This window comes from Pseudoalteromonas sp. CH_XMU1449-3 (genome assembly GCF_037027245.1).
GTDB lineage: Bacteria > Pseudomonadota > Gammaproteobacteria > Enterobacterales > Alteromonadaceae > Pseudoalteromonas > Pseudoalteromonas shioyasakiensis.
On sequence record NZ_JAYMDY010000019.1, the window covers coordinates 1 to 12,742 of the forward strand.

At 42.1% G+C, this 12,742-nt stretch carries 11 protein-coding genes, 3 tRNA genes and 1 rRNA gene; 9 read left to right on the forward strand and 6 right to left on the reverse strand.

Features of this window, described 5'->3' with window-relative positions; all coding sequences use genetic code 11:
* The first annotated feature begins 156 nt into the window (after positions 1 to 156).
* A 5S ribosomal RNA gene (gene rrf / locus WA256_RS17915) occupies positions 157 to 271 on the forward strand.
* Between the two features lie 904 nt (positions 272 to 1,175).
* Here the strand turns inward: rrf and WA256_RS17920 are convergent.
* From WA256_RS17920 to uvrD, 4 genes are all read right to left on the reverse strand, one after another.
* Complete coding sequence (locus WA256_RS17920) at positions 1,176 to 2,024, reverse strand: CZB domain-containing protein (RefSeq protein ID WP_055021760.1); 849 nt, start codon at positions 2,022 to 2,024, stop codon at positions 1,176 to 1,178.
* Between the two features lie 67 nt (positions 2,025 to 2,091).
* A complete protein-coding gene (locus WA256_RS17925; RefSeq protein WP_269408911.1) occupies positions 2,092 to 3,216 on the reverse strand; it encodes an ABC transporter substrate-binding protein in 1,125 nt (374 codons plus the stop codon).
* A complete protein-coding gene (locus WA256_RS17930; RefSeq protein ID WP_335992772.1) occupies positions 3,179 to 5,248 on the reverse strand; it encodes a GNAT family N-acetyltransferase in 2,070 nt (689 codons plus the stop codon). The genes WA256_RS17925 and WA256_RS17930 overlap by 38 nt, the downstream gene beginning before the upstream one ends.
* On the reverse strand, positions 5,226 to 7,391 hold the full coding sequence (gene uvrD / locus WA256_RS17935) for a DNA helicase II (protein ID WP_054563945.1): 2,166 nt from the start codon (positions 7,389 to 7,391) through the stop codon (positions 5,226 to 5,228). Before uvrD ends, WA256_RS17930 begins: the two co-directional genes overlap by 23 nt.
* A 259-nt stretch (positions 7,392 to 7,650) precedes the next feature.
* Here uvrD and WA256_RS17940 point away from each other — a divergent pair, with 259 nt between their 5' ends.
* The gene (locus WA256_RS17940) at positions 7,651 to 7,875 is read left to right on the forward strand and encodes a hypothetical protein (protein WP_054554878.1); all 225 of its coding nucleotides are present in this window, start codon (positions 7,651 to 7,653) and stop codon (positions 7,873 to 7,875) included.
* A gap of 120 nt (positions 7,876 to 7,995) precedes the next feature.
* A complete protein-coding gene (locus WA256_RS17945; RefSeq protein WP_335992773.1) occupies positions 7,996 to 8,364 on the forward strand; it encodes a YacL family protein in 369 nt (122 codons plus the stop codon).
* A 32-nt stretch (positions 8,365 to 8,396) separates the two neighbouring features.
* Here the strand turns inward: WA256_RS17945 and WA256_RS17950 are convergent, their stop codons facing one another.
* A complete protein-coding gene (locus tag WA256_RS17950) occupies positions 8,397 to 9,026 on the reverse strand; it encodes a peroxiredoxin-like family protein (RefSeq protein WP_055021757.1) in 630 nt (209 codons plus the stop codon).
* 133 nt (positions 9,027 to 9,159) lie between these two features.
* Here WA256_RS17950 and WA256_RS17955 point away from each other — a divergent pair, with 133 nt between their 5' ends.
* The gene (locus tag WA256_RS17955) at positions 9,160 to 9,780 is read left to right on the forward strand and encodes a dUTP diphosphatase (RefSeq protein WP_055199370.1); all 621 of its coding nucleotides are present in this window, start codon (positions 9,160 to 9,162) and stop codon (positions 9,778 to 9,780) included.
* Here WA256_RS17955 and yrfG read toward each other — a convergent pair whose 3' ends face one another.
* On the reverse strand, positions 9,781 to 10,437 hold the full coding sequence (gene yrfG / locus WA256_RS17960; protein WP_335992774.1) for a GMP/IMP nucleotidase: 657 nt from the start codon (positions 10,435 to 10,437) through the stop codon (positions 9,781 to 9,783). It abuts the gene before it with no gap.
* A 61-nt stretch (positions 10,438 to 10,498) separates the two neighbouring features.
* Between yrfG and nudE the strand changes: the two genes are divergently transcribed.
* The 5 genes from nudE to WA256_RS17985 all read left to right on the forward strand — a co-directional run bounded on the left by nudE (position 10,499) and on the right by WA256_RS17985 (position 12,533).
* The gene (nudE, locus tag WA256_RS17965) at positions 10,499 to 11,071 is read left to right on the forward strand and encodes an ADP compounds hydrolase NudE (RefSeq protein ID WP_171040476.1); all 573 of its coding nucleotides are present in this window, start codon (positions 10,499 to 10,501) and stop codon (positions 11,069 to 11,071) included.
* Positions 11,064 to 11,861: a 3'(2'),5'-bisphosphate nucleotidase CysQ gene (gene cysQ, locus WA256_RS17970; protein WP_054563939.1), complete on the forward strand. Its 798-nt coding sequence runs from the start codon at positions 11,064 to 11,066 to the stop codon at positions 11,859 to 11,861. Before nudE ends, cysQ begins: the two co-directional genes overlap by 8 nt.
* Before the next feature lie 240 nt (positions 11,862 to 12,101).
* A tRNA-Met gene (locus WA256_RS17975) sits at positions 12,102 to 12,178 on the forward strand.
* A gap of 46 nt (positions 12,179 to 12,224) precedes the next feature.
* Positions 12,225 to 12,301: transfer RNA gene (locus tag WA256_RS17980), tRNA-Met, on the forward strand.
* A 155-nt stretch (positions 12,302 to 12,456) separates the two neighbouring features.
* Positions 12,457 to 12,533: transfer RNA gene (locus WA256_RS17985), tRNA-Met, on the forward strand.
* Positions 12,534 to 12,742: the final 209 nt, after the last annotated feature.

Below are 12,742 nucleotides of genomic sequence, written 5' to 3' on the forward strand. Positions count from 1 at the left end.
AACCTGTACTAATTACCCGTGAGGCTTAACCATACAACGCCAAACGCGTTTTATGACAGCGTAACGAACAGAAGTTAAGTTACTAAAGTAGATTTTACTTGATATCAGAATTCCGAATTTTAGTTAATTGCCAAGGCGATTAACAAACCAAATTTGCTTGGTGACAATAGCGTTTTGGACCCACCTGACCCCATGCCGAACTCAGTAGTGAAACGAAACAGCGCTGATGATAGTGTAGCAGCTGCTATGTGAAAGTAGGTCATCGCCAGGCTCCAAATAAGAGAAAGCCCGATTCGAAAGAGTCGGGCTTTTTTGCGTCTGGAGCTTTCAGCTTTCAGCCATCAGACGTCAGTTGAAACACAGAGATATCAGAGGTTAGATATTAGATGTCAGAGTTAGCGAGTTGCTAGTTAGCAAGAGTAAAGTTGAACTGTGCGGTTGTTTAGTACAGTGTCATAATAAGCTCACCCTGCTCATCCTCCAGGTAGGTTGGGTAGAGCGGAGCGAAACCCAACATGAGTTAGCGAGTTACAAGTTAGCAAGGGTAAAGTTGAACTGTGTGGTTGTTTAGTACAGAGTCACCCTCAGCAACAAAAGCCCGTAGGAGGCACTTCAGTGCCGAATTCAGATCTTAACAAACACATTCACGGCTAAAGCCATTCCTACGTGATAAGAATCTCAAACGTCAGATATTAGATGTCAGTTGAACTGCGGGGTTGCTTAGTTCAGAGACTCCCTCAGCAACAAACCCCTGTAGGAGGCACTTCAGTCCCGAATCTAGACCATAACAAACAAATTCATGGCTAAAGCCATCCCTACGTAATACGTATCTCAAACGTCAGATATTAGATGTCAGTTGAAGTGCGGGGTTGTTTAGTTCAGAGACTCCCTCAGCAACAACCCCCTGTAGGAGGCACTTCAGTGCCGAATCTAGACCATAACAAACACATTCACGGCTAAAGCCATTCCTACAAGGACACTTTGCCTAGAGCCTAGAGCCTAGAGCCTAATTGCATAGGAAGACGCAGCACCAAAAACCCACACCGCGCGGCTGATCGCTGACGGCTGAAAGCTGATAGCTCTGTGTTGGGTTTCGCTGCGCTCTACCCAACCTACGCCAGGCCTTTCGACTTTCCCCTCACTAACTTTACTCTTTCTAACTCGCTAACTAGCGACTAAAAAAGCCCATACTCTTCGGTTTCTTCTGCTTCGTGGCGCATGAGGTGCTCTGGGCGGAAGATGGCACTTGGGTCTAATAATAAGCTGTGTTTATGCTTCATTTTGATTAGTCCGCGCATCATGTTTTTAGTTTGCGGATCAACATCAAAACCAACCGAGGTAAGTTGGTCTAACGGTTTGATGTCTTCTTTTTTTACGTTGATGTTGTCTTCTACTTTGTCGACTAGAAGGCCTATATGAGGTGTTACACCGTCTTTTGTGGTGAAGATGATGATTGGCTTGTAATCAAGAATGATCTGCTCACGTGCCGATTCAAACAATCTAATAAGCTGGTTGAATGTTTGGCGCTTTTTCTCTGCAAATAGGCTAATCACCTTGTCGTGAGGTTGGCTTTTTTGCAATTCTAATAACTCACCGGCCATGGCATGTAATTCACGGTGAGGCTTATCAAACTTAGCTAAGATACTTTGTAAATCTTCGTTATCGGTTTCGAAGTTGTTATACCAACGACCAAAGGCACATTTGTCTGGATCTGTGGCTTTTGTAAAAGGTGTACCTGTTACTAGGCTATTTTCGAGAGCATCTAGCCAATCTAAATGGTCTTTCTCTCTTTCGACTAAAAGATCGGATAATTCGGCATTGGTTTCTTTGGTTGAGTGGTTGTTTAATACAATTCCTAAATCAAAGATAGGCGTTGGAGTTTCCATATAATCTTTAACTCCAATGAAGCTTTTATTTTCATTTGGCAACGACGTTAAGTTTCCTTCGTAACGCTCAGTTAGAAGAATATCGAGAATTTTTAGTGAAATGGTCTTTTGGCCAACTCGAAAATTAATCAGATCCATATTTCCCTCAAAGCCTTGTTAAGTCTCTATAGCATAGAACATTATTGTAATTTAGTCGTAGTTTAACCTAATTACTTTTAAAATATGAGCGGTAGATTTTTTTGTTATTTCCAGAAGTGTGAGTGTTAAATAGATCAGCGAAATCTGATGTATCAGTAAAGAGGCGATTTAGCTCGGTCAGTAGGCATTGATTGTTTAATGGCGTTGGGCATTTTTGGGCAGCACTAACGAGTGCAACAGCATTCAAATAACCTTCAAATATAATTCTATTTGCACTAGTGTGATAAGGCTCTATATCTTCAATAAATTGCTTACACCAAGGGTTTTTACAGTTATTAGGGTCAGGTACCACTTCTGTGACCATAATGTTGGCGGGCTTTTTAACCCGTTGGTATAAATCATGACTCGATACAAAAGACACCGAAGTATAGTCTGGGTTGAAGTTTTGTTTGTTAGCTGCATTAACAAATTCAGCGAGAGGCTTGTAGGTGCCGACTAAACAAATTGCGGTTGCCTTACTTTCTTTTAGAAGCGCTAAAGCTTTTGAAATATCATCACTATTGCGCTTAAACCGTGCGACTTCTACAGGTTTAATACCATGTATTTTTAGGGCGTTAACGAGATTGCTCTCTACCATGTAACCAAACTCATCGGCTTGGATCATCAAGCCAATTTTTTCATGCTTACGCTCTTTAACTAGGTAGTTAATTTGCTCTATGGCTTCATCTTGGTAGCTCGCACGAAGATTAAATACATTCGGCATTGAGCTGTTATGTAAAAAATCAGCGCCTGTAAATGGCATTAGAAATGGAATACGGTGTCTATCTAGCAGGGGCTTAATTGCATGGGCTGTTGGTGTGCCCATAGAGCCAAAAATCGCATGGATCTTTTGGTCAAATAAAAACTCGCGGGTATTCACTACGGTATTTTTTGGCTCGTAGCCATCATCAGCTAATATCAGGTCGATACTTTGCCCGTTAACACCGTTTTCTTTGTTGATTTTATTAAAGTAAATATTACTGCCAAGCGCCAGTTGTTCGCCTATTTGCTTTGCAGGTCCTGTGAGCGCAGTGGACATCCCGAGTTTAATGGTAGGCTGTGCGTGTTCAGCTAAAGCTATCTGAGATAGCAGCAAGGTACAAATACTTAAACACTTAATAGCTGTTATTTTGAAGTGATTTATAGTGAGCATACCAACCTTGCACTGCGGTTTTGAACTGTGAGTCTAAGTCTTTTTTACCTGTAAAACCGGCTTCTTCGATCAAGCTATTTACAGAGGTTTGCTGTAATACTAGTCGAATAAGGATGAATTTTGTATGTTCATCTAATAAATTTAGACTAATTGGTGTGCTCCAAATCATTTTCCATAGCAAAGGCTGTACTTGGAAGAGGCTAATGTCACCGGTTAACAGTCGCTCAGCTCTTGTATTTAAGGCAGAAGGTAAGTCACTTTTTGGTAAGCCTTTGAATAGTTCTGCAATAAGCTGCCAAGGAAGTGAGCTAAAGTGACCAAGGAGTTGCAAAGACAGGTCTTGTTTAAATTCCTCTATTAAGAGTGCTGCGCTATCTGTGCTTTGCTTATCTAACGCTTTAATCACTAAAGCAGAATGTTCAGCCGTTGCTTTGTCATGACTAAATCCAAGCTTAACAATATTAAAGCCATTACTTTGCCAAAACTTAACTAACGCTGCATTTGCGCCAAAACTGGCACCAAAATAACTGCAATTATTTAATTGGCTTTCGCAGTAGTTTAACAGGGCTGAGCCAATACCTTGTTGATGACATTCAGGTGCAACAGCTATTCTCACAACTCTCGCTGAGCGTTTACACAAGTCTTCTGTATTTCGGCTCAATTGAGTCAGAGTTTGCGCCATTAAATGACCATGAGGCCTGCGCTTTCCTTTTATTACTTGCTCTGCGATTTCTGGTGCTAAGCCACCCTCAATAGCGATTAAGCAAACGGCTTTTAATGCATTTTCTTGTTTGCAGATCGATAGCTGTAACTCTGGGGCATCAAGCAATTGGCGTAAGTCGTTTACCGTGGTTTGGTAATGAGCCAGCGCCAGTAGCGCCATAATTTGGCTAAGTAGCTGCTCATCTTCAACGAGTTGATCCTTGCTTATGTTTTCAAATTGGTAAGACTTACCACTCTGCGTATCTAGGTACTTTGCATCGAGTAGTAATAGTTCGCGTAGGCTATTTTCGAGGGGGTCATGTTTAGCAAAACGAATTGGCTCATCCAAAGTAATAGTCTTTAGAGATTTATATTGGCTACGTAAGTAATGTAAAAAACGTAACGTGTAACCACGCCCATTCCCTTCGTAACCAACCATAGTGCTAGCAAATACGATTCGTGGATAACTTTTTAGTATCTCTAATAGCATAGGAACCGGAATCGCCGCTGCTTCGTCGACAAATAACAGATCGCAATCAGGTTTTTCGTTTAGCAGTGTATCTGGCGCAATATAGCTTAGGTTAGCTAGTTGCTTACAGTTTTGCTCTTTGCTAACACCAAGCTCAGCGGCTAAATGCTTAAAGCTTGTTTGTACGGCTTTGGTTTGCGTGGCACAAATAAGGATTCTTTTATCTTGAAGACTTGCTGCTGCAAGCCCTAAAGCAGCTGACTTACCGCGACCTCGGTCTGCACTGATCACAAAAGGACGATTAGCGCGCCCTGTTGCGGTTTTAATAATTTGCTCAACACATGCTTGTTGTTGTTGATAATTTATCTCTGCAGTTGCTGACGATACTGATTGGTAAATAGGAAGCGAGTGCTCAGAAAAATAATGTGGCTGCAATTTTAGCTTGGCGAAAAAACGCTGATTAAAAAAGCTGTGTTTAATCACTTTGCCATAAGAGGTAATACTTGTGAGTGCTGGGTCTTGCCACTTGCGGTCATCGGGCAGCAACAGTATCAGTACACCACCTGCTTTTACGGTACCTGCAAGCGCGGCTAGTTTATCGGCATATAAGCCGCTAAAACCATCAAAAATTGCGTGATGAAACTCTTGACCAAGAATTTGGTGAGCATGTTTTGGAAACTCACTATTTGCTAATAATGAGTTGCTACTGAAAACATAGGTATTTTTAAGCGCTAATTGGTTTGCAAACTGATAGCACCAAGTTTCGCTGCCTTGCACAATGACAAGCTGGCGATGCTTTGCGATCACCAGCTCATTACACAGTGCTGTTAAATACTCATTATAAGGCTTGAAGTCTTGCATACTGTGTTACAAGCCATTTGCTGCCTAGGTCATCAAAGTTCACTTGAATACGTGACTGTGCGCCGCTACCTTCGTAATTGAGTACGGTTCCTGCGCCGAATTTGGCGTGTAATACGCGTTGCCCTAAGTTAAAGCCGCTATCTTCAAATGCGGCATGTGTTACTGATGGACTAAAACGACCTGCCGCTGGCGGTCTTGAAACCTGTGTTTTAATACGAATTTCTTCGATACAGTCTTCAGGCATTTCACGTAAAAAGCGTGATGGGCTATGGTATTTTTCTTGTCCGTATAAACGGCGACTTTCTGCGTGGCTAATATATAGTTTTTCCATCGCGCGAGTCATACCAACATAGCAGAGGCGGCGTTCTTCTTCTAAACGACCAGACTCTTCATTACTTTGTTGTGATGGGAACATGCCCTCCTCAACACCAACCATAAATACCAGTGGGAATTCTAGGCCTTTTGCTGAGTGTAATGTCATCATTTGCACTGCGTCTTCGTGCTCATCAGCTTGGCCTTCGCCAGATTCTAGTGAGGTATAAGCCAAAAATCCCTGTAGTGGTGAGCTGAACTCTTCATCTTCAGGGAGTTCGTATTGACCACAAGCACTGATAAGCTCTTCTAAGTTTTCTACGCGGGCACGGCCTTTTTCACCTTTTTCAGCTTGATACATTGCCATTAACCCTGAGGTTTGAATGGCGTATTTCGCTTGCTCTTCTAAGGTGAGATCGCTGATTTTATCTTCGATATGCTCAACAAGTTCTAAGAATTTAGTGACGGCACTCGCTGCACGGCCAGATAGGTGTTGTTGCTCTACAATTGCTTTTGCGGCATACCAAAGTGGCAATGACTCATTGCGCGCACAATCACGAATGTGGCTTAGTGTTTTATCACCAATGCCGCGAGCAGGGGTGTTAATAACGCGCTCGAAAGCGGCATCATCTTGACGGTTACCCACTAAACGTAAATACGAAAGTGCATCTTTGATCTCTTGACGTTCGAAGAAGCGCATACCGCCGTAAATACGGTATTTTAAACCTTCTTGTAGCATCGCTTCCTCGAGTACACGAGATTGCGCATTGTTACGGTATAAAATGGCGGCATCTTGTAATGCATTACCTGCATTTAGCCAGCTACGTAGTTTGCTGCTAACAAAGCGCGCTTCATCTAATTCATTAAACGCAGCGTAAACAGAAATAGGCTCACCATCATTGCCGTCAGTCCACAGGCTTTTGCCCATGCGTTCAGCATTGTTTTTGATCAGCGCATTTGACGCTTTTAATATTGTTGCCGTTGAACGGTAGTTTTGTTCAAGGCGAATGGTTTCGGCTTCGAAGTCAGTTAAGAAGCGTTTGATATTCTCAATTTTTGCGCCACGCCAGCCATAGATACTTTGGTCATCATCACCTACGATCATAATACTGTTGGTGTTACCTGCGAGTAATTTTAACCAAGCGTACTGGATTGTATTGGTATCCTGGAACTCGTCTACCAGCATGTGGGCAAAACGCTGTTGATAGTGACGTAAAAGAGTAGGGTGATTCTTAAGTACTTCGTAGCAGCGCAGCAGTATTTCTGCAAAGTCGACTAAACCTGCACGGTCACAAGCCTCTTGATATGCAGCATAGACTTTCAGCATCATTTGCTCATTAATATCGTAGGCTTGAATGTCTTTAGGACGTAGACCTTCATCTTTTTTCGCGCTGATATACCAACCAAATTGTTTTGCTGGCCATTTTTTATCATCGATGTTCATCGCTTTGAGTAAGCGTTTGATCATACGTTGTTGATCGTCAGAATCTAAGATTTGAAAGCTTTCAGGTAAGTTCGCTTCACGGTGATGGGCGCGTAAAATCCGATGAGATAAGCCGTGGAAGGTACCAATCCACATACCACCAACCGGTGCTTTTAACGTTTCTTCTACACGGGTACGCATTTCTTTTGCGGCTTTGTTAGTGAAGGTTACCGCAAAGATGCTGTATGCAGAAGCTTGCTCAACTTGCATGAGCCATGCGATGCGATGAACAAGTACTCGAGTTTTACCAGAACCTGCACCTGCAAGTACCAGCATATTTTGCAATGGGGCTGCGACTGCATCCCGTTGTTTGTCATTTAAGCCATCGAGTAATTCTGAAACGTCCATCGTTACGCCTTTTCAATCTATAATGGGTGGAGTATAACAGGTGTTTATGCAAGGCTAAATAAAATACTGTTTTTATAAACAGCTATTTTGGCAAGTCATTAAAATTACGATATAAAAATTGTGAATTTGACCGATTTTTAGCAAAAAGAACTAAAATTAAAATAACGCTACTTTTTAACACTTTGATTTGTAAGTCATAATAAGTTGGCATAAAGTGTGATTATAAAAAGTATAATCATTAAAAACTACAGAGGTTAGTATGGCAGAGCAAGGTTCTGGCGGTAATGTAATCGCAGCAATATGTAATATCTTTTTTCCCGGTTTAGGGCAATTGGTACAAGGTCGTTTAATGGCGGCTATTGCATTCTTTTTAGCATGGGTTATTAGTGGTGCACTAATTTATGTGGCAGTTGGTTTTATTTTACTGCCAATCGTATACCTATGGGCGATTATTGATGCTGCACGCTTCAAGTCGCGACTTTAGCTATTTAATTAGCACAAACTCGAGCGCCACTTAGGCGCTCGAGTGTTTTAAGGCGACTAAACTCGCCACGTTTAGCTGCAAACGGTATAATTAGCAGATAACGTATTAAGAGTACCCTCCATGGAATATCAATTTATCCGCGACCCTATTAGCGGTTTACGCATTAAAATTTCCTCTGAACACGCCATCATAGGCCGTTGGCTAAACGAAGAAGTCGGAAAAGAAAAAATCGCGATGGTGCAAGCGTTGATCTCTGCTGTTAAGAGCAGTCATGAGTCTTTAACCTTACAAGGTCAAGAAATTGATTTGATCTTAAATAAAGACGAAGCGCTATTCGAAGCGCATGCATTACATCAAGACAACGAAGACTTAGTTGCCTACCAAGATGATGATTTAATGCTTGAAGAAGAAGGCTTATGCAGTGGCTGTGGCTTTGAAGATTTTGTTGATTTAATTGAATCTTGGCAAGAATTTACACAAGGCCGATAAGCAGAAGCATATCCTGCTTATCGGTAGCTAATTTATTGCTCGCTCACTGATTTAACAGCGGCTAGTAATAAATCTTCTGTTAAGCGTACTTTGTAATTTGGGTTGGCGTATTGAAAATGAACTAACCCATTTGTATCTATCACAAATACAGCGGGTACTGGCAGTGCTACTTTTGGCTCACCTTCTAACGAGACAAAGTTAACCCCAAGCTTATTACGGTAAATCTTTGCTGTTTTGTCATCTAAATAAAATGCTAAACCTAACGTTTGCGCCAAAGTAAGGCTGTCGTCAGAAAGCAATTGATAGCTAGGAGCTGTAATTTTTGTTTCAGCGAGTTTTTCAGGGCTATCTGGTGAAACGGCAATTAGTTGCGCGTCTAAGCTTGCTAATTCTTTCTCTATTTTTTGCACGCTGGCCAATTGTTTTGAACAATATGGGCACCAGCCACCACGATAAACAATCAGCACGGTAGTTTTTTCTTTAAAGCGCTCAGCTAGCGAGACGGTTTTACCGTATTGGTCTTTCAATTCAACATTTGGCACCGTTAAGCCAGGTAATAACGGACTAACTTGCTCTGCTGATTCGGCAATATTGGTTGCAGTTGCAGCGATAACGTGGCTTGATAGTACAAACAGTGCACTAATGAATAGAGATTTAAACATGGGCTTCCTCGGTTATTTTTATCAACTGCAAAGATGACCTGCTTGTTGCGGGATTTATTTCATCTTTACCTACATCAAACTCAAATTTAACTGTAGTATATAGGCAAATAAAAAATGCAAGTTGGGATAAAGAATGTCTGCTAATTTACAAAAACTCGTTGTTATGCTCGAGATGCAAAATGCGATGAATACCAAAGTTCATGAGCAATGGTTTAGCCAAGGTTTTGAATGGTATCGTGCAATTTGGGTTGAGTGTGCTGAAATGCTTGACCACTACGGTTGGAAGTGGTGGAAGAAACAAACCCCAGATACAGAACAAGTTATTTTAGAGTTAGTTGATATTTTCCATTTTGGTTTATCTTTACGCATTGATGGTGAAACCAGCTATGAGCAGTTAGCTGCGCAACTTGAAGCTGAGTTAAGTGCGCCAGTTCAAGCCGATGATTTTAAACAAACACTCGAATTATTAGCCGCGTCAGCAGTCGCTGAAAAGAGTTTTAATGCAGCTGCATTTGCAGGTTGTATGGCGCAAATCGGTATGGATATCGATGATTTATACCGTGGCTACGTTGGTAAAAACACCTTGAACTTCTTCCGCCAAGATCATGGCTACAAAGACGGTAGCTATATCAAGGTGTGGAATGGCCAAGAAGATAACGAGCACTTAGTTGAAGTGGTAAAAAGCCTCGATACAGAGCATGCAGATTTTGCAAAACTAGTATACCAAGGCTTAGAGCAGCGTTACCCGAAGTAATCATTCAACGGGTATAAGCTCGCGAAAATCGATGGTTGATAAAAAGCCATCGAACTGCTTATGCGGTTGCTGACTATCAGGGTTGGCAACCGCAAGTATATGACCAATACCAAACTCTTTTGCCGCATCTAGCACGGCAGGGCTGTCATCCACAAATAAAGTCCGTTCCTTATCAAACTGCCATTCTTGATGTACTTGTTGCCATAATGGTTGATGCTCTTTACTCACGCCATATTGATGAGTTGAGATCACACCATCTAAGTAATTATCGATAGCAGTGTGTTCAAACTTTAACATGGCACAATCTGGGTGTGCGTTAGTAAGCATGATCAATTGCTTGCCTGCTTTTCTAAGCTCAGTTAAAAAGGGCGGAACATCTTCACGAATTCTGATTAAATGTTGAATGTCGCGTTTTAACGCCATAATTGGTAAATCAAGTTGTTGTTGCCAATAATCTAAGCAGTACCAATTAATTTGTCCGTGAACTTGTTGATAACGATGTGAAATGTCAGCTTTTGCTTCGTCTAAGCTGATTTTATGTTTACGCGCATATTGCTCGGGAATAACGGTTAGCCAAAAGTAATTATCGTAATGCAAATCGAGTAGGGTGCCATCCATATCTAACAACACAGTATCGATTTTTGACCAATTTAACATAGGCAATTCACTTTAAAAGATTTATGATGAGCATAACTGCCATGATAGCAAATTAATGCCAATGACACAGAAAAAGCATCCTACACCACCGCAAATTTTGTCTAATGAAGTTGTCGCTAAAAGTCGACTATTTACTGTTGAATCTCTCGAATTGAAGTTCTCAAATGATGAGCAAAGGCAATACGAAAGAATTCGAGGCGGTGGCAGAGGGGCTGTTATGATTGTGCCAGTAACGGCCGATAACGAACTGTTATTAGTGCGAGAATATTGTGCAGGCACCAATGATTATCAGTTGGGTTTTCCAAAGGGCTTAATTGACCCAGGCGAAACCCCACAGCAAGCTGCAGACCGTGAGCTTAAAGAAGAAGTTGGTTTTGGTGCTAAACATTTCGCTGAACTTAAAAAAGTCAGCATGGCGCCGAGTTACTTTAATGCCACTATGCATATTTTATATGCTGAAGATCTCTACCCTGAAACCTTACCCGGTGATGAGCCTGAACCGCTTGTCGTTGTAAAATGGCCAATAAGTGATTGGCAATCATTATTGCAACAAGAAGACTTTACTGAAGCACGAAGTGTCGCAGCTTTGCTATTATTAACAAAGTACTTAGAGTCGGGAGCGGGCAATGAATGATTTTTTAGAACCGTGTATTCGGTTAGCTGAGCAAGCAGGCGATGCCATTATGGCCATTTATCAGCAGGATGATATTGGTGCTGAGCAAAAGTCAGATCATACTCCGGTCACCAAGGCTGACTTAGCATCAAATGACGTATTAATGGCAGGTTTGAAGACCCTAGCCCCTGATATTCCAATTATGTCAGAAGAAACACCCATTCCGGCGCTAGCAGACAGAAAAGATTGGCACCGTTATTGGCTGCTTGATCCTATGGATGGTACCGGGGAGTTTATTCTCGAAAGCGGTGATTTTGCCGTTAATATCGCGTTAGTTGAAAATAATCGCCCAGTACTGGGTGTTATCCATTGGCCAGCGAAACAAGTGACTTATTTTGCTAGTTATCAAAATGGCGCATTTAAACGTGAAAATGGCCAAGATCAGCAAATTTCGGTAGCAACACCTGATAATTTAACCTTAGCTGTAAGCCGCAGACAAAAAATTGAAGCGGTCAGCCAGTATTTAAATACTCAGTTTGCGACGGTGGCATTAGGCTCATGTTCATTAAAGGCTTGTATCATCGCAGAGGGTAAAGCTGATTGTTTTTTACGTATCGGGCCAACGGGTGAGTGGGATACTGGGGCGTCACAAGTGATTGTTGAAGAAGCGGGTGGCTGTATTACCGATGCCGAATTCAACCCGTTAACTTACAATCAACGAGAAAGCACAGAAAACCCTGACTTTATTGTGATGGGTCACCCTGATTGGGAGTGGCAAAAAATGATTAGTCCTCATCAGCGTGCTTTTTAGCTTTGTTTTGTGTGCTTTTTGTTCGTTTGAGTTAAATTTGTCACTATAACCCTTGATTTCTAATCTTATTGCTATATGATAGCGCTCTCTCTGAAACAGGGCAGCAATAACATGCTTATGTTACTTAGAGATTACAGGCGCGGGATGGAGCAGAATGATAAATCATTCGTCGGACTCGCTAATACCTGAAGTCGAAGGTCGTCGGTTTAAATCCGGCTTCTGGGACTCTAAACATACAGGCGCGGGATGGAGCAGCCTGGTAGCTCGTCGGGCTCATAACCCGAAGGTCGTCGGTTCAAATCCGGCTCCCGCAACCAACTTCTTAAATTAAGTGAGAAGTAAAATAAACTTAATAATTTCAGGCGCGGGATGGAGCAGCCTGGTAGCTCGTCGGGCTCATAACCCGAAGGTCGTCGGTTCAAATCCGGCTCCCGCAACCAATTTTTATAAAAATTGGTGCAATGTTGGAACTATAAAGGTCGTCGTCACGGCGTGAGGCATTCACTCTTCACCTTCACAGCTCCCGCAACCAATTCTCTGAATTGGCTGACTTCTTAAATTAAGCAAGAAGTAAAATAAACTTAATAATTTCAGGCGCGGGATGGAGCAGCCTGGTAGCTCGTCGGGCTCATAACCCGAAGGTCGTCGGTTCAAATCCGGCTCCCGCAACCAACTGAAATTATATAATAGGCACGCGAAAGCGTGTTTTTTTATGCCTGAAATTCAGGTTCAGAGCCCGAAGGTCGTCGGTTCGCCCTCAAAATTCACCCGTTAATTCTACGGGTAGGTTGGTTTGAGCGCAGCGAAACCCAACATAAACAGAGCTATCAGCTTTCAGCCGTCAGACGTCAGTTGATCAGAGCGATAGGCTTGACCTAGAA